Source organism: Pseudoalteromonas sp. P1-26 (assembly GCF_001401795.1).
GTDB lineage: Bacteria > Pseudomonadota > Gammaproteobacteria > Enterobacterales > Alteromonadaceae > Pseudoalteromonas.
In genome coordinates this window covers 56,504-78,201 of the sequence record NZ_LKDX01000021.1, presented here as the reverse complement: position 1 = coordinate 78,201, position 21,698 = coordinate 56,504, and the positions used below count along the sequence as shown (strand labels likewise).

The following is a 21,698-nucleotide window of genomic DNA, read 5'->3' as shown; positions in this document are numbered from 1 at the left end:
TTATTCCGAGTTACTGCACACGCGGTAACTCAACCACATTGTTGTCAAAAGCTTAGTTTGTGTGTTCTCTAAGCTTTTTTATTCCGAGTCACTGCACTTGCGGTGACTCAACCAAATTGTTGTCGAAAAGCCTGGCTTGTGTGTTCGCCGGGCTTTTTTATGCCCGTTATAAAATGACTTGCCAATACGCTACATCAATCCACTGCCCGAACTTTTTACCAACTTGCTTAAAATGCGCGACTTTTTGCATATTATGCTTCTCATGCAAGGCGATACTTGCTTCATTAGGTAATGCAATGCCTGCCATAACAGCATGTACATTTTGCGTTTTTAACTGAGTAAATAGAGCGGCGTAAAGTTGGGTGCCAATCCCCTTTGTATGACTATCAGCATCTAAATAAACCGAGATTTCCACTGAGTGTTGGTAAGCTTTTCGTGCTTTCCAAGGTGTTGCATAACAATATCCAATGACATTACCTTCAGCTTCAGCAATCAACCAAGGTAAGTCAGAGTCAAGATTAGCCTGTATCCGCTTGGCTATTTCAGTACCTGTGATTGCCTCAACTTCAAATGTCACCGTACTATTAACAACATAGTGATTGTAAATTGCAGCAATGGCATCACTATCTTCAATCCTTACATCTCTGATCATGATTGAAAATTCCTTACTCAACATTAATTGGTTAATTAATAACAGAAAAGCAAGCTTGGAAATACATATACGCAAAATAAAAACGCCACTAGATGTGGCGTTTGGGTAGTTTCGACAACAATAAGAAATTGCTTTTAAAAGAAGCCCAGTGGATTCTCACTGTAACTTACTAATAGGTTTTTAGTTTGTTGGTAATGATCAAGGGCGAGTTTATGTGTTTCGCGGCCTATGCCTGACTTTTTATAACCGCCAAACGCAGCATGCGCAGGGTACATATGATAGCAGTTAGTCCAAACACGGCCCGCTTCAATCTTACGACCAAAGTGATAAGCACGGTTCATGTTTCGACTCCACACACCAGCACCTAAACCAAACTCTGAGCTATTAGCAAGGGCTAACGCTTCGTCTTCATCTTTAAAAGTCGACATTGAAATTACCGGCCCAAAAATCTCTTCTTGGAACACACGCATGTCGTTAGTGCCTTTTAACAGTGTTGGTTGAATGTAGTAACCGCCGTTAAACTCATCAGACAGTTGTTCGACTTCGCCGCCCGCAAGCACTTCGGCCCCTTCTTGTTTACCAATTTCGATGTAGCTTAGGATCTTATCAAACTGAGCTTGTGATGCTTGAGCACCCACCATGGTTTCAGTATCAAGTGGGTTACCCCGTTTAATTTGTAGAGTTCGGGCAAGAACACGCTCAATAAATTGCTCGTAAATATCTTCTTGAATAAATAAACGCGATGGACATGTACACACTTCACCTTGGTTGAAGTACGCAAGTACGGCTCCTTCAATCGCTTTACTCAAAAATTCATCGTCTTTTTCCATTACATCGTTGAAGAAGATATTTGGCGATTTACCACCTAGCTCGACCGTCGAAGGAATAATATTATCAGCAGCACATTTTAAGATATGTGAACCCACTGGCGTTGAACCTGTAAAGGCAATCTTCGCAATTCGAGTACTGGTTGCCAGCGCTTCGCCCGCTTCTTTACCATAGCCGTTTACCACATTTAGAACACCTGCAGGCAATAAGTCACCAATCACTTCAAGCAGCACTAATATAGACGTAGGCGTTTGTTCAGCTGGTTTTAAAACAATACAGTTACCCGCAGCAAGGGCTGGTGCAAGTTTCCACGCAGCCATCAACAATGGAAAGTTCCAAGGAATAATTTGCCCTACTACACCTAGTGGCTCATGAAAATGATAGGCCACCGTGGTTTCGTCTATCTCACCGATTGAGCCTTCTTGCGCGCGCACACAGCCTGCAAAATAGCGAAAATGATCAGCCGCTAATGGCACGTCTGCTGCAAGTGTTTCACGAATTGCTTTACCGTTATCCCAGGTTTCGGCCACTGCCAGCATTTCTAGGTTTTGTTCAATACGATCGGCAATTTTTAATAAGATATTGCTACGCTCGGTGACTGACGTTGTTCCCCATGCCGCTTTTGCATCGTGGGCTTTATCAAGTGCCAGTTCGATATCTTCTTTTGATGAACGAGGTACTTTACAAAACACTTTACCGTTTACTGGGCTAATGTTTTCAAAGTATTCTCCTTTTACAGGGGCAACCCATTGGCCACCAATATAATTCTCATACTGCGCTTTAAAGTTAACTTTTGCGCCTTCACTACCTGGATTTGCATAAATCATAATGTGTTCTCTCTTCAAATTGTTGTGTTTTATTTAGCATTGACTAAATTATGCGGTAGGTTATTGTTTAATGAACCGCTAACAATTGAAGTTAGCTCAGTTACTGAAAACACACTTGATTCCTAGTCCAGACTTTTTGACTATTTGTCCAGAATTTAGGACGACAGCGAGGCAACAATGAACACATCAGTTAGTAACAGAAGTTTAGATAAAAAACGACAACGTATTGATGTGCTTATTGAAAATAAAGTCAGTTTTGCGGGCGAACATGCCGAATTAAGTATTTACGACACCTATTTAGATGCCCAAAAAGTGGCCTTACATTCCACTGAATTATTATTTTGTGGCATGATCAGCGGTAAAAAAATCATGCATGTTGCCGACAGTGATTATCATGAAGAGTTTTTACCAAACCAATCATTTGTACTTGCCCCAGAGCAAGGGGTGCTAATCGACTTTCCCAATGCATCTCTCAATCAGCCAACAACCTGTTTAGCGATTGAAATCAGTACCGATAAAATAAGCCAAGTAGTTGATGCTCTTAATTTTAACCAACAAATTACCCAGGATGACTTTTTTCAATATCAAGCCAAGTTAGTGCACGCCCAGCATAATCCGCAAACTCAACAACTGCTTGAGCGCATGATCACCCTATTTAGTGAAAATGAGCAACACCGCGATTATTTAATTGATTTATCGCTCAATGAACTCATAACCCGTCTGTTACAGCAGCAAAGCCGAGACTTAATGATAGCAAGTTGTAAGCAAGGCAAGCTCGCAACCCCATTAAGCCATGTAGTAAGTTATATAGAACAGCATCTTGCTGAGAATATTGATATCGATGTGTTATGTAAGATAGCCTGTATGAGCCGCAGTAAATTTTATCAGCAATTTAAGTTAGCCTTTGGTGTTACGCCCGCTCTTTGGCAACAACAATTACGCTTGCAAAAAGCGTATAAACTACTCGAAAAAGGTGAGGCGATTAGCCAAGTTTGTTACCAATTAGGCTTTAATAACCCAAGCCATTTTAGCCGAGTGTTTAAACAAGCCTTTGGCGCAACACCTAAAAGTATCGCTAACCATTAAGTTCTGGATTGCGATGAGAATAAACACGATAGGTCAAGGCAAGTAAGATACAAATAGCACTTGGCACATAAAGCGCCGCAAAGCTCATTTTTGCAAATAACCATGCCCCTGCTAAGCCGCCAAAAATAAACCCTAAAATGATTAGGCCAAACAGTTTAGCCTTACGTTTATCAAGTGCCTCGCCACGTAAAACGCGACCAAACATAATACCTAAATCAGTGAAGATCCCCGTTACATGAGTGGTACGAACAATTGCACCACTGTAAGTTGTTGCTAAGGCGTTTTGTAAACCACATGCCGCAGAGGCTAAAAAGTGCCCGTAACCCGAGCCATTAAACAATAACCAAAGTGCGCCCAGTAAAAGCCCTGCTTCAATCAATAATGCCGTGTCGTAATGACGACCTAGTTTAAGTGCTGAACTATGCAGCAAGAACCCAGCAATACCAGACCCAACTAAAAATGACAGTAATACACCTAATAAATGTAAAGCATCAAGGCTATTGCCATGCATGAGATCTGCGCCAAGCAAGGTTGCAGTTCCTGATAAATGCGATACCGCTTGATGTTCAAAGCTAAGTAAACCAACCGCATTCACACACCCAGCCACCAGCGCCAAAATAAATGCGCCAATCTCAACCCATTTTGGTAACTTAGAAATCACTCACTATTCGCCTTTTTCTCACACTCGTACTCATTCTTTTATGGTACGCCTATTTTTATGACTAAAAACACTTTTTTTCGACTCTTTATATGGTAATTTACCATTAAGTAAATCGATTAAGAACCTACAATGACAAAGCCAAAAACTTGGACGCTAAAAAGTATTGCCAAAGAGTTAGGCGTTTCAAATGCCACCGTATCAAATGCCTTTAATCGTCCTGATCAATTATCGAAAGCACGCCGCGAAGAAATTTTGGCGGCCTGTAAAAAGCTCGGCTATTTTGGCCCAAACAAGGCGGCGCAATCATTACGCCGAGGCACCTTTAATATTGTTGCTTTAGTATTGCCAGACAGCGTTGAATATATGGTATCAGATCCGGTTGCTAGCAGCTTTATGCGCGGTGTATCGGCGGTGCTCGAAAAAAATGGCATTAATCTTTTATTATTTTCAGGTAACAACGATAACCTTAATAGCGTGGTCGATTTTGTTGATGGCTTTATTTGTTATGGTCGTCCTCGTAATAAACAACTTGTAGAACAGTTAAAACAGGTCGCAAAACATGTGGTGACGGTTGACTTTAACATCGGTCGCGATGCCTCAGTAAACGTAAACAACCAACAAGCCAGCTTTGATATTGCCAAACATGCACTGCACAAAAATGATGATCGGGTTGCTATTTTAGGCCTGCGCTTACTCGATAACGACGTATTATGCCGAGTATACGAACATCATGAGTTTGAAGCCGGTCAGTCGATTGCTCATCAACGACTGCGCGGTTATCACCAAGCAATCAGCGATGCTGGCATCACCCTCGGTGATGATAGAACATGGAATATTCCAGAAAGCAGTGAGCGCTTTGCCAGCATTGCCGCCAAAGAAGCGCTTAGCAGCACACCAAGACCAAATGTGTTGTTGTGCATGAGTGATTTAATCGCTCTTGCCGCCATGCGCGAAGCATTAAAAATGGGCTTATCAATTCCTGAAGATGTCAGAATTGTTGGTTTTGATGGCATAGATGAAGGCCAACGATTTGTGCCAAAACTCACCACTGTCCATCAAAATAGCGAAGAAAAAGGCCGCATTGCTGCGACCTTGTTTCTATCAAAAGAGCAGCAAACAGCCGAAATCGACTATCAACTGCAATTGGGTCAAAGTAGTTAAGCTAAAAAGTCAGCCAAATTAACAATGCTTTGTTCGCCGTCTCGGTGATCGACAATGATCACTTCGCGGCTAGCGAAGTCAACTTTTAACTCGATTGAGCTGGTATCATCATGCCAGCTTAAACGACACACACTGCCTTCACCTTTCGCAATAAACTCACCGTTAAATGCTGGATGCTCATTACGTAATTGAATCAGCTTAATCAGCCCTTTCACCACAGGTTTAGCAAGCGCAGCATCAATGTCTTGCGCATTTAAGTAGGGGCGATTGATATCACGACCTACATTGGTGCGGGCCAATAATTCCATATCGTTTTCACAAGCGAATAGGCCACCATAATAAACTTGTGGAATACCTGGCGCGAAGAACTGAATTGCACGCGCTAATAAGTAATCAAAGTCATCTGCCCCCAATGCATTGTAATATGTGCAGTTAACTTGATATAAATCGACATTACTTGCTGCTGCACCAGTTGCTAGGCGGCTTTGCCCTTCACTCTTTTCATGAATGGTTTCAACCAAGTTATCAATTTCTGCTGCATTTAATAGACCCGGTTTATCACCCATTGGGCCTGCGTCAATGATGCCAATGCCATCATGGGTATCAAGTACCGTTAAACAGTTTCGCGGCGAAATGGTTAGCCAATTCAGTAAAGCTTGCGCATCATTGCTAAACAAGCTGTGTAAAATAAGTGGAGGTAAAGCAAAGTCATAAACCATATTTACACGCTTTGCGACTTCAACCTGAGTTTGGAAATGGCTATGGATCTCGGCAATGGTTTCCATACCTGCTTCATTTGCTTGCGCTGAAAGCTTATTTAAATACTCAAAAGTTTCATCCAACATAAAGCAATTTGTGCCAGCTTCTTTAATCGCATAGCCTGCCGCATCTAAACGAATAATATTGACATTATTATCAGCAAACTTGCCAAGCACCGTATTTAAATACTCGATACCCGCCGTTGATTTCACATTAATATCAATTTGGTTATCGGTAAATGTGGTCCAAAAATCATAGGTTTGGCCATCACCACACGCAATAGGTGTAAAGCAGCTACCCGGACGCGGACGGTAAATCGCTTGTTGCTCAACCTCAGACATGCCATTTGGGAATACATCGTCTTTAGTTAAAAATAAATCCCAAAATTCAGATTGCTTGCCTTTAGCGAGTACATCTTTAAATTGGAAAGATTGTGCTGAAACATGGTTAACAATTAAGTCAGCCATAAGGTCATAGTTTGCACCAAGCACGTTAATATCGTCCCAGCTACCAAGGCGCGAGTCTACTTCACTATGATCAATAGGATCAAAGCCAGCATCACTGCCATCAATCGGATTATAAAATGGCAACAAATGTACACCTGCAAACACATTGTTAAGTGGGCCATTTAATAAATTACTTAATTCATCAATACCTTGACCAGTAATACGGTCTGCGTAGGTGATTAATTGCACTTTATTGTTGATCATAATTGTTAATACCAAGTTGAAACTTAATCGATTAAGATATATCTTTAACCACGACAGCAAATTATTCAAGCAGTTTTTATAGTTTTTATACACTAATATACATAGTAAAGGCGCAGACCTTTCGGTGGGGATACAACAATGAATAGAACACACGATCCTTTGCAAACCATTAGATGGCTGACATACATGATGTTTTTTATGTTTGCGATGACCTCTGATGCGGTTGGTATGATCATTCCTGAGCTTATCGAAGAATTTAATTTAAGCATGACCCAAGCCAGTGCTTTCCATTATGCACCTATGGCACTTATTGCTTTTAGTGGCCTGTTTTTAGGTTTTTTGGCCGACAGTTTTGGGCGCAAACAAACCATCATGCTGGGGCTCGGCATATTCACCATTTGTTGTTTTCTGTTCGCCGTTAGCAGTAGTTTTAGCATATTTGTAGTGTTACTTAGCTGTATTGGTCTTGCTATTGGGTTATTTAAAACCGGTGCTTTGGCGCTGTTAGGTGATATTTCTAAAAACAATTTAGAGCACACAAAAACCATGAATTTGGTCGAAGGCTTTTTTGGTGTTGGCGCCATTGTAGGCCCTGCCCTTGTCAGCTTTTTAATCACCCAACAGGTAAGCTGGACCTACCTTTACGTTATCGCTGGGGTTTTATGTTTAATTTTAACCTTAATTGCTTGGCGTGCAGATTACCCTAAACCTAAAAAGCTTGAAGAACACGCCAAACCGGCTTCTCTTGCAACCACCATGAGTATGATGAAAAACCCTTATGCACTCGGTTTTTCATTAGCGATTGCCCTTTATGTTGCAACCGAAGTGGCTATTTATGTGTGGATGCCTACTCTACTTGGCGATTACAACGGCCCTTGGCAATTACTGGCAACCTATGCACTGACCTTGTTTTTCATATTACGCGCTGCGGGACGTTTCTTGGCGGTATGGCTGTTAAATCACTTCAGTTGGCAAGCGGCGATGCTGTATTTAAGCTTAGGAATCGCACTGTGTTATTTAGGCTTAATCTTCGGTGGTGTTGATTGGGCGGTATTCTTACTCCCATTATCAGGGCTATTCATGTCGATGATCTACCCAACTTTAAACTCAAAAGGTATTTCTTGCTTTGCGGTGCAACAGCACGGTGCAGTTGCTGGGGTTATTTTGTTTTTTACCGCCCTTTCTGCGGCTGCAGGCCCATTATTAATGGGTGTGATCAGTGACTATTTTGGCCACATTCGTTACGGCTTTTATCTCGCAACAGGTTTCGCATGTTTACTGTTTTTAGCCATGCTATATAACTACTTACGTAACCCTGCTGAACAAGCTTTAGCGCAGCACAGCGCATTAAGCCACTAAATAAAAATCGTTAAAAATCAATTATCGAACATAAATTGTGCAAGTTTTTCGCTAAAAAGACTTGCACTGTGTAAAATTATTGTTATCTTTACTTAATCGATTAAGATAGCAATTTAGACAACAAACCATCTGGGATTGAGACGAGGCACATTATGACAACACACAAACATGCCCTTTATACATTAAGCGCGCTTGCATTAGCAGTAAGCCAAAACTTACACGCCGAAGAGCAAGCACAACCTGAGGCTAAAAAAAGCGGCCTTGAAACTATCGTTGTAACCGGTGTACCACGCCGTACAACCATCATGGCATCAAGCTCATCGGTTAGCAGTGTTACATTAGCGGAAATTGAAGTATCAACACCTCGTTCTACTGCAGAAGCATTTAGAACAATCCCGGGTGTTCGTTCAGAATCAACTGGTGGTGAAGGTAACGCAAATATCGCGGTACGTGGTTTACCGGTTGCATCGGGCGGTGCTAAATTCTTGCAACTACAAGAAGATGGCTTACCAGTTATGCAGTTTGGCGATATTGCCTTTGGTAACGCAGACATTTTCATGCGCTTAGATTCAACAGTGCAAAGTGTTGAATCAATCCGTGGTGGCTCAGCTTCAACAGCAGCAAGTGATGCCCCAGGAGGTATCATCAACTTTATTTCAAAAACGGGTGAGAACGAATCAGGCAGTGTATCGACCACTGTAGGCCTTGATTATGATTCAATTCGTACAGACTTTGAGTATGGTACGTATTTAAACGACAGTGTGCGCTATCACATTGGTGGCTTCGTTCGCCAAGGTGAAGGTCCACGTGAAACCGGTTATACATCAAATAAAGGTGGCCAAATTAAGGCAAACCTAACTAAAGAATTTGATGCTGGTTATGTTCGCGTTTACTTTAAACACCTCGATGATAAGAGCGTAGGTTACCTACCTATGCCTATGTACTCAGATGGCGATTCAATCCCAGGTTTCGATGCACAATCAGATACGCCCCATTCAGCGCTTTTCACACAAACTCTGCGTTTAAATGGTGATAACCAAATCAGCACAGGCGATATGACCGACGGTATGAACCCAGTTGTTACCTCAGTGGGTTTTGAAGCAGCATTTGATTTAGAAAACGACTGGCGCATCGAAAACCGCTTTAGAACATCATCAGTAAGCGGTAACTTTATTTCTCTAATTCCAGCTGAAGTTGCATCTGCGAGCTCTATTGCTTCTAGTATTGCTGGTGATGGTGCATCGCTTGTTTATGCAAATGGTGGTTCAGCAGGCGAAGCCTATGGCGATGACGATTTAGCAATGCGTATTCATACATTTGATGTAACACTAAACGACATGGGTTCAATTGTTAATGACCTTAAATTAACTAAGTCGTTCTCTGATGACACTAGCGTTACGTTTGGTTACTTTGCATCAAGCCAATCTATTGATATGTCGTGGCTTTGGAACTCATATGTTATGGAGCTAAAAGGCGACAACGCTGCATTACTTGACGTTTACGCTGCGAATGGCGACAGCTATTCAGATAATGGCTTGTACGCGTATGGTACACCTTACTGGGGTAACTGCTGTCAACGTAACTACGATACAGAGTACGAAACTCGCGCACCTTACATTAACTTAGCCACTAAGTTTGGCGATTTAAGCATTGATGCAAGTGCTCGCTATGATTCAGGTGAAGCACGCGGTAACTACGCAGGTGCAGTAACATCAACAATTGATATGAATGGCGACGGTACTATCTCAATTCCTGAGCAAAGTGTTGTTGGTATTGATAACGCGAACCCAAGCATTGTTAACTACGACTGGCACTACAGCTCATACTCAATTGGTGCAAACTACCAAATTGATCCAAGCTTTGCGACTTTTGCCCGTTTAAGTAAAGGCGGCCGCGCAAATGCAGACCGCTTACTATTCGGTAAAGTTGAAGCAGATGGTTCGGTTGCCGAAGCCGATGCAATTGATGAAGTAAACCAATACGAAATCGGTGTGAAAAAACGTTTTGATTCACTATCAGTATTTGCAACAGCATTCTACGCAGAAACTGAAGAGCAAAACTTCGAAGCAACATCACAAAAGTTCTTTGACCGCGAATACGAAGCAAAAGGTATTGAGGTTGAATCAACCTACTACGTAGGTGATTGGGACTTCCGTGGTAACTTTACTTGGACAGACGCAGAAATTGCTAAAGATGCGTTATCGCCAGAGTTAGTCGGTAATACACCACGTCGTCAAGCTGACCTTATTTACTCACTAATGGCAACTTACAACTTTGATAAAGGTGCTGCTGGTCTAAGCTTTATTGGTACAACGGATGCTTACGCACAAGACAGTAACGACCTTGAGTTTGATGGCTATACACAAGTGAATGGATTTGTAAGTTACAATCTGTCTGAAAACTTAAGTCTATCGCTTAACGTGAACAACCTGTTCGACACCGTAGGTATCACCGAAGCAGAAGAAGGCTCAGTACCAGATAACGACATTATCCGTGCCCGTACTATTAACGGCCGTACAACGTCGCTTACTTTAAAATATTCTTTCTATTAATTACTCTCCTCCCTCGTTTTAGCCCAGTTTTTACTGGGCTTTTTCGGCTTTAATAGTCAGCTTTTTCTACTACACTTAATCAAATAGTCGTAATTACCCACTTTCTAATAAAAAACACTGATAATAAGTTAATACTTTGATCTATAATCAGGGTTGGTATAAGTATTAACCATATGAATTAGGAACATACATGTTTGTCTCTAGCAAAAGCCACTCTTTACTCCAAGATCAATACAACGCGCTATTAGCTGAAGTTGAGGCACTTAAAGCCGACAATCACGTATTACGTGACGAAAACGAACGCTTAGAAGCAAAATTACATCAGCAAGCTGATGACGCAGACCAACTGTTCCTTGCTAACTTATTGAATAGTTCGATTGAATGTATCACGCAAATTGAGGGCGTACGCCAAACTGTACTCGACTCATACCTTGTTATCGAAGAAGAAAGCCAAGTTACTTTACAAATAAGCCAACTACTAAACGACTCAAATAACGCTCTGCAACATATTGTCAGTGAAATGGCGAGTATGGCAGGTAAAATGGGTAGCATGACCAGTAACATTACGGGTCTGTCTGATATGGCCGATAGCATCAACACCTTTGTATCAACCATTTCTAAAATTTCTGATCAAACCAACTTACTTGCGCTAAATGCCGCAATCGAAGCTGCCCGTGCTGGTGAGGCTGGTCGTGGGTTTAGCGTTGTTGCCGACGAAGTTCGTACACTTGCAACCAACACCAATAAATCAGCCCAAGAAGTATCTGATCTAGTCAAAGAGATCATCAACAAAACCAGCGAAACGGTGACCTCGGTTGAAGATATTCAGCAAAATAACACTCAGCTTTCAACCAGTTTTGATACGCTAAACAATGACTATGGTTCAATCATGAGTCACTGTGATTCGATGAAAGAAACCATTATTAATGCTGCTACACGCTCATTCGTGCAAACCGTAAAACTGGACCACATTGTTTGGAAAGGTGAAGTTTATTCAGTTGCCAATGGCACAAGTAACAAGTCGATTGATGACTTTTCAGATCACACCATGTGCCGATTAGGTAAATGGTATAATTCAGAGCAATCAAATGGCTTCAAACAACATAACGCATTTCGTCAATTAGAAGAGCCACATCGTGAAGTTCATCGCAATGGTGTTGAAGCGTTAGTTATGCTGCAAACAGGCAATAAAGACGCAGCGATTAATCACATTAATAAGATGGAAGCAGCCAGTGAGCGAGTCATGCATTTACTTGATCAAATCGCCAATGGCTAATTATTGCTAATGGCTAAAAATGATAAAACCGAGCTCCGATGCTCGGTTTTTTATCAAGTTATTCAACTAAGCCTTCTTGCAGTACTGGCATAACAGCTCCTTGCTGCTCTTGGCGCTTCACATAACTAAACAACATTAAGCAGCCAAGGGCTAAACTTGCAGCTAGCATAGAACCAAGCGTTGCAAACCTAAAACTATAAAACTGTGCAACAACCCCTGTAGCCCCTGCCCCGCACATAACACCCAGTTTAATGGCGTTCGTGTAAAACGCTGAGGTAAACCCTATTCGTTCGGGGAGCTGATCTTGTAATACGGTTAAGCCAATGCCCGCAAAAATACCGTAAAACAGCCCATTTAAAACTTGCAACGCGATTAAATGCCATACTTGAGTGGCAAAAAACACCCCTAAATAAAATACAATGGCACAACAAAATGCCACCGCAAGCATCGCAACTTTATTGTATTTTTTAGCAAGCTTTGCCCCATACAGCATGATAGGAATTTCTAACAGTGCCACCACACCCATAAACAGCCCGGGCGTATGTTCAGCAAATCCTAGTTCAGTAATGCTATAAAGCGGCAGTGCCGATGAATACATAATATTGCCCGTTGAACCAAGCATAATAGCTAAGCCCAACAACCAAAATGATAAACTCGCTGCGGCTGCAGGCTCTCTGCCATGTTGTGATTTTTTAGCGCTGTAGTCAGGAATAAACTTAAATGCGAAGATTAGCGCAACCAAGGCACACACCGCAGCAAAGTAAAACGAGCGGCTAAACTCGCCTCCAGCGGCTAACAAATAACCAAGCGGCGGGCCGCCGACCCAAGCAAAGGAAATAGCTGCACGTAAACGGGAATTAAAACTGGTAATGTCGATGTTCTGTTGACGCCCCGCCCATTGTCTTGCCAAGGTCATCATTTGCGGAATTGCCGCATTGCCCATCGCAAGAAACAACACGCCTGCGAGCAATACTTGCCAAAATGCAGTGGCATTCGCAAAGGTCACTAACGCACACACCATACCTGATACAGCCACCATAAATAACTTTCGCGCACTGGTGCCTTTATCTGCCATGCCACCTAACCACTGACTAATAACTAACCCAGTAATGGTGACCGCCACCATATAAACACCTAAATACACGGGCGGTGTTTGCAGCCCTTCGACAATGAATAAGCTCATCAATGGGTTAACAAATGCTCCCATTAACCCAGTTAGCATACTTAGAAGAATAAAAATTACACCATGCTGTTTCAGCAATGCTTTCACTCACAACCCCACATTAATACGACACGTGAACAGATATTTAAAGGGCGCAAATTATACACAGTTTTAGCGAAAACTTCATTTTGTAATACAAATTAAATTAAGCCTACCATCGATAGTTAAGATCTATCAACATGATAGAAATAATCAGTTTTACCAAACTAAAACACCTTCATATAATGGCTGCAACAAAACGCCAATGCCTTGGTGACTTATGAAGAGGTTTATTATGAAATTTAATCGCACACTGACTTTAAGCGCACTTGCTCTTGCAATCAGCCTTCCTGCATCCGCTGCTACACTTACCAAAGACAATGGTGCAGCTGTAGGTGATAACCAAAACTCTATTACAGCTGGCCCACGTGGCAGCGTTTTACTTGAAGACGTTCATCTAATTCAAAAACTGCAACGCTTTGCTCGCGAACGTATTCCTGAGCGTGTTGTTCATGCTCGTGGTACAGGTGCACATGGTGTGTTTGTTGCCAGTAAAAACCTTGAAGACCTAACCATTGCTGCGCCGTTTGCACAAGCAGGCAAAGAAACAGAGGTATTCGTTCGTTTTTCATCGGTTATTCACGGTAAAGGTAGCCCTGAAACTCTACGTGACCCACGCGGTTTTGCTACAAAGTTTTATACAGATCAAGGTAACTGGGACTTAGTGGGTAATAACTTACCTGTGTTCTTTATTCGTGATGCGATTAAGTTTCCAGATATGGTGCATTCATTAAAACCATCTCCGGTTGATAACATTCAAGATCCAAATCGCTTTTTTGATTTTTTCTCACATGAACCAGGTTCAACACATATGCTGACATGGGTTTATAGTGACCATGGAACACCAGCAAGCCTGCGTAAAATGGATGGCTTTGGAGTGCATTCTTATAAAATGATCAACAAAGACGGTGACGTAAAATACGTAAAATTTCACTGGCTTAGCCAACAAGGCATTGAAAACTTAAATGCTAAGCAAGTAACTGAAGTACAAGGTAAAGATTTTCAGCATTTAACCCGTGATCTGTACCAAGAAATCAATAAAGGTAATTTCCCGAAATGGGATTTATATATCAAAGTATTAGACCCATCTGAACTGGATGACTTTGATTACAACCCGTTAGATGCAACAAAAATGTGGTTAGGTGTTAAAGAGACCAAAGTGGGTACCATGACACTAAACCGTATGCCGGGCAACTTCTTCCAAGCAACAGAACAAGTCGCTATGGCCCCAGCGAATATCATTCCGGGTATTGAACCATCAGAAGATCGTTTGTTACAAGGTCGTGTGTTCTCATATGCCGACACCCAAATGTATCGTTTAGGTGCAAACCACCAGCAATTGCCAATTAACCGCGCCAAAGTAGAAGTGGTTAATTACAACCAAGACGGTGCGATGAACTTTGGTCATACCACCAGCAATGTGAACTATCAGCCAAGCCATGAAAACGTGCAAGAAAACCCAATTGCTCGTAAGGCACAAACTAAGCTGGCTGGCTATGTACAGCAAGCAGCCATTAAAAAGCAGCAAAACTTTGCTCAAGCTGGTGTGTTATATCAAAGCTTTTCTAAACAACAGCGTACAAACCTGATCAACAACTTAGCGGGTGATTTAGGGAAGGTAAAAGATAGCAAGGTAAAGCACATTATGCTCAGCCACTTTTACAAAGCAGACACCGAATACGGCATGCGCTTAACCAAAGCCGTCGGCGGTAACCTAGCGACCGTGAAAAAACTAGCAAGCTCACTTTAATTCACTCTCCCAACCTTGATGAGGAAGGCATGTCCTTCCTCTTTTTTTAGGAATTAACTATGCGAATTTTTACTTTTCTACTGCTGAGCCTTTTATTAACATGCAACCCAGTTAATGCTGATCAGCAAACAGACTCACAGACGCAATATCAAACCTTACTTGCCTATTATTTTGCTGCTGCACGAACCGCAGAGAACGACATCATTGAACAATTTGTTGAGGCCGGATTACCAATCAACAGTGTTAATGAAAAAGGCTATACCGCGCTGATGATTGCCACTTATCATGGCCACAAACAAACGGTAAACCAACTATTAGCATTAGGCGCCAATGCTTGCCTTGAAGATAAACGCGGCAATACCGCTTTGATGGCCGCTATTTTTAGAGGTGAATTTAGCATCGCTAAAACATTAATGAAGCAAGACTGCGACACAGAGCATGCGAATAAAGCAGGGCAAACCGCCGAAGCATTTGCAGCACAATTTGGTCAACAGCATGTACTCGCTTTACTTACGCAATATAAGAAAGCAAAACAATAAAAAAAGCCCAGTGGGGAAACTGGGCTTTGAGCAGTGAAACAATGTTAGTCGAAGGACACTGTCACTGGGTTAGAACAAACAGTATCAGATACACAAACTTGATATTCATAGCTTGGTAACTCAGCTTTACGCTCTACATCGCGATAGAAACCACGATCAGCTACTGTTTCAAGTAGTTCACCATTACGGTAGATGCTTACTTGATCAGCCACAGTTTGCCAGCTTAAATCAACACGCATAGTACCTAAACGTGTTTTGTTAGCACGTTTAACCGATAGCTCAATTTCAACATCAGATACCACAACCGTTTGCGTGAACGTATCTGTTTGACCTTCGCTATCTGTCGCAGTTAGCGTCACTTCATAGCTGCCTGCTTGTGCGTAAGTATGCATAGGATCAGCATCTGTTGATGATGCACCGTCACCAAAATCCCACGCCCAAGCAACAATATCGTCATTGCTATCTGTGCTGGTATTAGTGAAAGTGACATCTAAACCAGATGTTTCAAATGCAAAGCCAGCTTGTGGAGGCTGCGGGCTCACTTCACCAATAGCGCTAAACGTCAGTGACCAGCTGTTTAAAGTACCGGTATCAGCAGACAGTACGTCTTTGACATTGAGTACCCAATCACCTGTCGCAACTTCGCCATTAAAGTTAGCCAGCGAGTAGCTTTGTACTAGATCATCAGCACCACCGCCAGATTGGCTGTGAAGTGTTGCAGTTGTTCCTTGCGGCGACGTTAATGTGACGATTAAATCACCAATGTAAGTATGAGTAATATCAATACTTGCATCCGTTGAGAACACAGTAAGTTCATCAGCTACAGTAATCACCGAATCAATACCCGTGTCATTGTTATCTGGAATAGACACTGGTGTTTCATTTGAGAAAGTAAAGTCATTTAAGCCAACAGGGTTAACAAACAGTGACGCACTGCTTTGTTTAGCTAACTCACCTGATGTTGCATCAACAACAAAACTATAACTGCCCCATGCTGTTGCTTCTTGTGTTGGTACCGTTAGTGTAACTACATCACCAGGTACAGCTTCTGTTTGCGATAGTGTTGCGCCCGCTAAATCAGCTTGAAGTGCTAGGCTAACAACACCATCCCACTGGGCGATTGAACCAATTTCAAAGGTATATGTTGCAGTTTCACCAGCAGTAATTTGCTGTGAACTTGGCGACACCGAGATTTTGAAGCTTGGAGTCGGATCTGCTTGCTCAAGTGCTTGATTCACATTTAAGCGATTGCCAGACACTGTTTTGCCTTGCAGCGCTTCATTTTGGTCGCCGCTATTCATTAGCAACTCTTTAAGTTCAAGCGCTGATAAATCAGGGTTGATCGAAAGCACTAATGCTGCTGCACCAGCAACATGCGGTGTTGCCATTGATGTACCAGAATAGCTAGCGTAACCATTGCCCGGTACCGTTGATAAAATTGCACTACCTGGTGCGCCTAAATCAACACTTGTTAAACCCCATTGTGAAAAGCTCGACATGTTATCTCTGTTGTCAGTACTGGCAACTGATAATACGCTGTCATGCTCGTAGTTAGACGGATAATGAGGGTTTTGATCGTTATCAACCGCATCGTTACCCGCTGCTGCTACAAATAGAATATCGGCTTGTTCACTTGCCGTAATAGCATCTGCCAGTGCTTGGCTAAAGCCACCGCCACCCCAGCTGTTATTTAAAACACGTACATTTACGCCTTGGTTTTTAAGATCAACCATGTAATCGATACACTTAATTGCATCAGAAGTTGAACCTGTACCATCTGCACTTAAGAACTTACAGCCCGCAATTGATACCTCATGGTTCACACCAACAACACCGGTGCCATTGTTACCTGACGCACCTATTGTGCCCGATACGTGAGTACCATGGCCTTGGTCATCCATTGGATCACCTGAGTCGGTAATCGCATTAATACCGTGCACGTCATCGATGTAACCATTACCGTCATTATCGATACCATCACCCGGAATTTCGCCTGGGTTGATCCATGCGTTATCAGCTAAATCTTCGTGGCTGTAATCAACACCGGTATCAATGACACCAACAACAACTTCGCGGCTACCGGTTGAGATTGACCATGCTTCAACTGCATCAATGTCAGCATCGGCGACACCACCTGTTTGACCTTCGTTGTGTAAACCCCACAGCGACGAAAAATCAGGATCATTAGGTACACTGGCAATCGATACACGGTAGTCAGGCTCTACATATTCAATAGCAGCATGGTTTTGTAGGCGCTTGATAGCTTCTTTGCTGCTCATACCTGAAACTTTAAATTTAGCTAAACGGCCAGACAAAATAGCTGAATAGTTATCATCGACACCATCTTTGTTGATATCGCTGATGGTGGCTTTAACTAAGCTACGAGCATGGGCACGCATTGCAGCAGAGGTGCCTTTTTTATACATAACAAGTACAGAGTCTTCACTTGCACCAACGACGGTTGTTTTTGCTGGTGTGCTGATTTGTGCAGCACCTAAACATGGTAATAAGGCTAGGCTTAATACAGATAATTTAGTTTTCATATTTACTATCCATAATTTGTTGAACTGATCGAATCACTATGATCCGACCACCAAAGCTCATTACTTCTGAATGATGAATATCACGTGGCATATTTCATAAATGGCAAATTGCAGATAACAGGCAAGAAAAAAAATGATGCTAAGTTTAAATCCATACTTTTTTGCTGATTGAATCAATAAAAATACGTCCAATTCACACTTTTTTGTGAAAAAAGCACTCTCAATGATCCATTAATATTTCTCCAACTTTTTTACTGCTTTTAAATTAAAACCCATACTAAAACCTAAACAAACACACATAACCAATTGAAAATAAGTAATTTATAAAAACCACAAAAACTGATGATTTTATATTATTCCAAATCTGTCTAAAGTAATTTTCTTGTTATTTGTACGACCTCAGAGTCACAACTAACAAAGTTGCTTCATTCACTTCTGATTGTTAGCTAACAGTTGAATATCACAGAAATTAATCCGGCAAGGCATGCTGGTACATGGTTCTAAAAGCGAAAATAATAATTTTAGAGCTTTGATTAATAATAATTTAAAGGAAATAATCATGAAGTTAAGAAAGTCTCTACTTACCTGTGCAATTACTATTGCGTTAGGTTCAAGCTTTGCAGCAAGTGCAAACACAGATGATAAAACACAATCTAGCACTGAGCTTGCAAGCCAAGTTTCAACATTGGGTGTATCAAACTCAATTACCCTAGATCAAGTATCGGTTACCGGTGTTGGTAACGATGCGGTTATTGCTCAACAAGGTACAGGTCATCGTGCAGAAACTGTCAGTGTAGGTGATGGCAACATGGTTGAAGTAAGCCAAGCACAAACATCTAACTTATCTCTTATCTACAACACAGGTGACGATAATACTGTTTCGCACAGCCAAAACGGCACCATGAATGGCGCATTGTCTGAAACCGTTGGTGTTGGCAATGCTATTCGCGTTGAACAAGAAGGTGCAGGATTCTTTGGTGTTAACAACGAAGCTATCAACGTTATGGTTGGTGATGAAAATAGCGCAACTGTAACGCAAGGTGATGGTGGCCATTGGTTCTACAACTTTGATTTACAGGGTAACAGCAACACAATCAGCGCAGAGCAAAGCGGCTTACTAAATGAAGCAACGTTCAATGTAATTAGAGGTGATGACAACAGCATCGAAGTAATGCAAGAGGGTGTTTTCAATGCGTTTACCTCTGATGAAGTAATTGGCAACGGCAATGAAATTACTATTGACCAAACAGGTTTCTTCAACAGCGCTGAGCTTACTTCGCTGCATGGTGATTATAACGAAGTTGAGTTTGAGCAAGATGGTGACTCTAACAGCGCATTAGTTGCAGAAATCACAGGCAATGACAACGAGGTTAAGTCTGATCAAGAAGGCAACAGCAACAGCTTTGAGTCAGGCGTGATTGTTGGTGATGGCAATACATTATTGGTCAATCAAAAGCATGACAGCAATACCGCTGGCTTAGATGCTATTGGCAACGACAACGAACTCACTGCATTCCAAAATGGTAACGGTAATGATGTGTACTTAGGTGCTATTGGCGATAGCAATGAGTTTGTTGCTAACCAAATTGGTGACGCAAACAGTGCTCACGTTGCTAACTTCAATGGTAGCGACAACAACGTTGATATTGCTCAAGGCGGCAATGAAAACACTGTACTAGTGCAGTCTTCATACCCAGACGACTCACTCTCTTCAAACGATAATGACATTGCAGTTAATCAGCTGGGTGACCTTAACGAAGCGGCATTAACATTCGCAAGCGTACTTGATAGCAACAACAACCAAGTTGCTTTCACACAAGTTGGTGAACTCAATGCCATCGACCTGATTATGGAAGGTAGCAACAACTCTGTTGATATTAGCCAAACAGGCTCAGAAAACTTTGTTGTAGGTATCGGTGAAAGTGCATTCTTGCTAGGCGGTGAGGGTAACTCACTGGTCGTTGTACAAGACGGCAACGCAAACCTTGTTGAAGGCTCAATGATTGGCTCTAACAGCACAGTTGTTATCACTCAACTAGGTGATGGCAATACCGCAACTGTAACCCAAGAATAATCGCTTAAGAGGGAGCCTTGCTCCCTCATTCCATTATGAAAATAAAAAACTTACTACGCATATGTTGCATCGTGCTTGCAGCTCAAAGTACGGCTAGTTATGGCGAAGACCTCGAAATCGATGGCTTAGTACTCGATAGAAGTATTAGCCGATTTGGCCATCAATTTTATTTTGAGTTTGCCAACCTATGGCGCGATCTACCTTCAACAGCAGGTTTTAATATCGAAATAAAAGAAACGGTATTACCTCGAGCGGGGACTCGACTTGTCTTAAAAATGAATAACCAAATAGTGTACGTCACCTATCTAGGACGTCGCTTAGAGCCATTAGATGAACGTGTAAAACAAGCCATGTATAGCGTGATGGATGCCATGGCACGCAGTCAAATGCAGCAATCAACACCCGATATGGCAAAAAATGGATGGTAAAATGAAATACTTAACAACACTAATAATAATCCTCTGCCCTCTTTCTAGTTGGGCAACCGAACTCGTTTATACCCCAATTAACCCAAGCTTTGGTGGCAGCCCATTAAATGCCAGCATGCTACTTAATAAAGCGCAATCACAAAACAAACACAAAGCGCCGGTTATCGAACAAACCTACGGGGAAAAATTTCAAGATTCGTTAGAGCGTACATACTTAAATAGAATGGTACGAGAAATCACAGATATGGCATTTGGTGACGAAATCGACGACAGCATCTTTAATGGTGACTCGACCTTTATGACGGGTGATTATGAAATTCAAATTATCACCAGTACCAGTGACACAATCACCGTTAGAATTACCAATACCTCTGATGGCACAGTGACAGTAATTGAAGTACCGAGGTTTGGATAATGAAGACACTCACATTAGCAGCAATGGTATTACTTCTGTCGGGTTGTTCATCAATGGGCAATTTAATCCCGCCGACTAAACAACTAGCAGACTCTCTTGAGCCAACCGAAACTTTTCAGGCTTTGCAGGCCCTTCCTCAACCAATGGGAAGCATTCCTGTGTCAGTGTACTCATTTCGTGACCAAACTGGGCAATACAAACCACAGGCAAATGTAAGCTCATTTTCTACCGCAGTAACACAAGGTGCTAACTCTATTTTAGTGCAAGCATTGCATGAATCTGATTGGTTTATTCCGGTAGAACGCGAAGGTCTACAAAATATCTTAACTGAGCGTAAAATAATTCGCGCTGCGCAAGCCGAAAACGATAAGCTACCTGAATTACCACCGCTCACGACAGCTAAAATAATCTTAGAGGGCGGTATCATTAGCTACGACACAAATATCAAAACCGGCGGGATTGGTATGGAATACTTCGGGATTGGCGCATCAGAGTTATACCGTGAAGATGCAATTTCAATTTATTTACGCGCTGTTGATGTTCGCACAGGCCAAGTTTTGCTATCCGTTGCGACAAGCAAAAAAGTGCTCAGTCAAGAAATGCGCGCAGGCTTCTTTCGCTATGTGAGCTACAAGCGTCTTGCAGAAGCAGAAGCCGGATTCACCGACAATGAACCTATGAGTATTTGCGTAACACAAGCAATTGAAAAAGCGCTTAGCGACCTTGTATTAAAAGGTATTAACAAAGGTATTTGGTCTGCAAAAGCGGTCTAATTTAATGAATATATTAGTGTGGCGCTGAACATCACAGCGCCCAA

At 42.0% G+C, this 21,698-nt stretch carries 17 protein-coding genes; 11 read left to right on the top strand and 6 right to left on the bottom strand.

Annotation, left to right across the window (positions count from 1 at the left end):
• Window positions 1-166: 166 nt before the first annotated feature.
• The gene (locus AN394_RS11915; RefSeq protein ID WP_055021618.1) at window positions 167-652 is read right to left on the bottom strand and encodes an arsinothricin resistance N-acetyltransferase ArsN1 family B; all 486 of its coding nucleotides are present in this window, start codon (window positions 650-652) and stop codon (window positions 167-169) included.
• A gap of 134 nt (window positions 653-786) precedes the next feature.
• Window positions 787-2,307 carry an aldehyde dehydrogenase family protein gene (locus AN394_RS11910; protein ID WP_054554003.1) on the bottom strand — a complete coding sequence of 507 codons (1,521 nt, stop codon included), beginning with the start codon at window positions 2,305-2,307 and terminating at the stop codon, window positions 787-789.
• Between the two features lie 177 nt (window positions 2,308-2,484).
• Between AN394_RS11910 and AN394_RS11905 the strand changes: the two genes are divergently transcribed.
• Complete coding sequence (locus AN394_RS11905; RefSeq protein WP_054562517.1) at window positions 2,485-3,393, top strand: AraC family transcriptional regulator; 909 nt, start codon at window positions 2,485-2,487, stop codon at window positions 3,391-3,393.
• Here AN394_RS11905 and AN394_RS11900 read toward each other — a convergent pair.
• Entirely contained in the window at window positions 3,383-4,054 is a 672-nt protein-coding gene (locus AN394_RS11900) for a YoaK family protein (protein ID WP_054562518.1), read from the bottom strand. The two genes, AN394_RS11905 and AN394_RS11900, sit on opposite strands and share 11 nt — an antisense overlap.
• A 129-nt stretch (window positions 4,055-4,183) precedes the next feature.
• Between AN394_RS11900 and AN394_RS11895 the strand changes: the two genes are divergently transcribed.
• Window positions 4,184-5,215, top strand: a complete 1,032-nt coding sequence (locus AN394_RS11895; RefSeq protein ID WP_055021617.1) for a LacI family DNA-binding transcriptional regulator — start codon at window positions 4,184-4,186, stop codon at window positions 5,213-5,215.
• Here the strand turns inward: AN394_RS11895 and gtfA are convergent.
• Window positions 5,212-6,684, bottom strand: coding sequence for a sucrose phosphorylase (gene gtfA, locus AN394_RS11890; RefSeq protein WP_055021616.1), 1,473 nt, complete (start codon window positions 6,682-6,684; stop codon window positions 5,212-5,214). The two genes, AN394_RS11895 and gtfA, sit on opposite strands and share 4 nt — an antisense overlap.
• A 138-nt stretch (window positions 6,685-6,822) precedes the next feature.
• Between gtfA and AN394_RS11885 the strand changes: the two genes are divergently transcribed.
• The 3 genes from AN394_RS11885 (at window position 6,823) to AN394_RS11875 (ending at window position 11,871) form a co-directional block, all read left to right on the top strand.
• Window positions 6,823-8,043 (top strand): sugar MFS transporter, encoded by a 1,221-nt coding sequence (locus AN394_RS11885; protein ID WP_054562521.1) that lies wholly within the window; start codon window positions 6,823-6,825, stop codon window positions 8,041-8,043.
• A 152-nt stretch (window positions 8,044-8,195) separates the two neighbouring features.
• On the top strand, window positions 8,196-10,595 hold the full coding sequence (locus tag AN394_RS11880) for a TonB-dependent siderophore receptor (RefSeq protein ID WP_055021615.1): 2,400 nt from the start codon (window positions 8,196-8,198) through the stop codon (window positions 10,593-10,595).
• Window positions 10,596-10,785: 190 nt separating this feature from the next.
• Window positions 10,786-11,871, top strand: coding sequence for a methyl-accepting chemotaxis protein (locus tag AN394_RS11875; RefSeq protein ID WP_054562523.1), 1,086 nt, complete (start codon window positions 10,786-10,788; stop codon window positions 11,869-11,871).
• A gap of 58 nt (window positions 11,872-11,929) precedes the next feature.
• Here AN394_RS11875 and AN394_RS11870 read toward each other — a convergent pair whose 3' ends face one another.
• Window positions 11,930-13,141 (bottom strand): sugar efflux transporter, encoded by a 1,212-nt coding sequence (locus AN394_RS11870; protein WP_235575486.1) that lies wholly within the window; start codon window positions 13,139-13,141, stop codon window positions 11,930-11,932.
• A gap of 226 nt (window positions 13,142-13,367) precedes the next feature.
• Between AN394_RS11870 and AN394_RS11865 the strand changes: the two genes are divergently transcribed.
• Window positions 13,368-14,882 carry a catalase gene (locus AN394_RS11865; RefSeq protein ID WP_152968929.1) on the top strand — a complete coding sequence of 505 codons (1,515 nt, stop codon included), beginning with the start codon at window positions 13,368-13,370 and terminating at the stop codon, window positions 14,880-14,882.
• 59 nt (window positions 14,883-14,941) lie between these two features.
• Window positions 14,942-15,421, top strand: coding sequence for an ankyrin repeat domain-containing protein (locus AN394_RS11860; protein ID WP_082422987.1), 480 nt, complete (start codon window positions 14,942-14,944; stop codon window positions 15,419-15,421).
• 44 nt (window positions 15,422-15,465) lie between these two features.
• Here AN394_RS11860 and AN394_RS11855 read toward each other — a convergent pair whose 3' ends face one another.
• Window positions 15,466-17,964 (bottom strand): S8 family serine peptidase, encoded by a 2,499-nt coding sequence (locus AN394_RS11855; RefSeq protein ID WP_055021613.1) that lies wholly within the window; start codon window positions 17,962-17,964, stop codon window positions 15,466-15,468.
• Between the two features lie 559 nt (window positions 17,965-18,523).
• Here AN394_RS11855 and AN394_RS11850 point away from each other — a divergent pair.
• The 4 genes from AN394_RS11850 to AN394_RS11835 are packed head-to-tail and all read left to right on the top strand — an operon-like array spanning window position 18,524 to window position 21,654.
• Complete coding sequence (locus AN394_RS11850; protein WP_054562526.1) at window positions 18,524-20,038, top strand: curlin; 1,515 nt, start codon at window positions 18,524-18,526, stop codon at window positions 20,036-20,038.
• Window positions 20,039-20,073: 35 nt separating this feature from the next.
• Complete coding sequence (locus AN394_RS11845; RefSeq protein ID WP_055021612.1) at window positions 20,074-20,466, top strand: curli production assembly/transport protein CsgE; 393 nt, start codon at window positions 20,074-20,076, stop codon at window positions 20,464-20,466.
• Window positions 20,456-20,881: a curli assembly protein CsgF gene (locus tag AN394_RS11840; protein WP_054562528.1), complete on the top strand. Its 426-nt coding sequence runs from the start codon at window positions 20,456-20,458 to the stop codon at window positions 20,879-20,881. The genes AN394_RS11845 and AN394_RS11840 overlap by 11 nt, the downstream gene beginning before the upstream one ends.
• A complete protein-coding gene (locus AN394_RS11835) occupies window positions 20,881-21,654 on the top strand; it encodes a CsgG/HfaB family protein (protein ID WP_054562529.1) in 774 nt (257 codons plus the stop codon). The genes AN394_RS11840 and AN394_RS11835 overlap by 1 nt, the downstream gene beginning before the upstream one ends.
• Window positions 21,655-21,698 lie beyond the last annotated feature (44 nt).

What these genes read in the sequence shown, in the direction of transcription:
- AN394_RS11915 (WP_055021618.1), bottom strand. Translation starts at nt 652, where the DNA reads ATGATCAGAGATGTAAGGATTGAAGATAGTGATGCCATTGCTGCAATT.
- AN394_RS11910 (WP_054554003.1), bottom strand. Translation starts at nt 2,307, where the DNA reads ATGATTTATGCAAATCCAGGTAGTGAAGGCGCAAAAGTTAACTTTAAA.
- AN394_RS11905 (WP_054562517.1), top strand. Translation starts at nt 2,485, where the DNA reads ATGAACACATCAGTTAGTAACAGAAGTTTAGATAAAAAACGACAACGT.
- AN394_RS11895 (WP_055021617.1), top strand. Translation starts at nt 4,184, where the DNA reads ATGACAAAGCCAAAAACTTGGACGCTAAAAAGTATTGCCAAAGAGTTA.
- gtfA (WP_055021616.1), bottom strand. Translation starts at nt 6,684, where the DNA reads ATGATCAACAATAAAGTGCAATTAATCACCTACGCAGACCGTATTACT.
- AN394_RS11885 (WP_054562521.1), top strand. Translation starts at nt 6,823, where the DNA reads ATGAATAGAACACACGATCCTTTGCAAACCATTAGATGGCTGACATAC.
- AN394_RS11880 (WP_055021615.1), top strand. Translation starts at nt 8,196, where the DNA reads ATGACAACACACAAACATGCCCTTTATACATTAAGCGCGCTTGCATTA.
- AN394_RS11875 (WP_054562523.1), top strand. Translation starts at nt 10,786, where the DNA reads ATGTTTGTCTCTAGCAAAAGCCACTCTTTACTCCAAGATCAATACAAC.
- AN394_RS11865 (WP_152968929.1), top strand. Translation starts at nt 13,368, where the DNA reads ATGAAATTTAATCGCACACTGACTTTAAGCGCACTTGCTCTTGCAATC.
- AN394_RS11860 (WP_082422987.1), top strand. Translation starts at nt 14,942, where the DNA reads ATGCGAATTTTTACTTTTCTACTGCTGAGCCTTTTATTAACATGCAAC.
- AN394_RS11855 (WP_055021613.1), bottom strand. Translation starts at nt 17,964, where the DNA reads ATGAAAACTAAATTATCTGTATTAAGCCTAGCCTTATTACCATGTTTA.
- AN394_RS11850 (WP_054562526.1), top strand. Translation starts at nt 18,524, where the DNA reads ATGAAGTTAAGAAAGTCTCTACTTACCTGTGCAATTACTATTGCGTTA.
- AN394_RS11845 (WP_055021612.1), top strand. Translation starts at nt 20,074, where the DNA reads ATGAAAATAAAAAACTTACTACGCATATGTTGCATCGTGCTTGCAGCT.
- AN394_RS11840 (WP_054562528.1), top strand. Translation starts at nt 20,456, where the DNA reads ATGGATGGTAAAATGAAATACTTAACAACACTAATAATAATCCTCTGC.
- AN394_RS11835 (WP_054562529.1), top strand. Translation starts at nt 20,881, where the DNA reads ATGAAGACACTCACATTAGCAGCAATGGTATTACTTCTGTCGGGTTGT.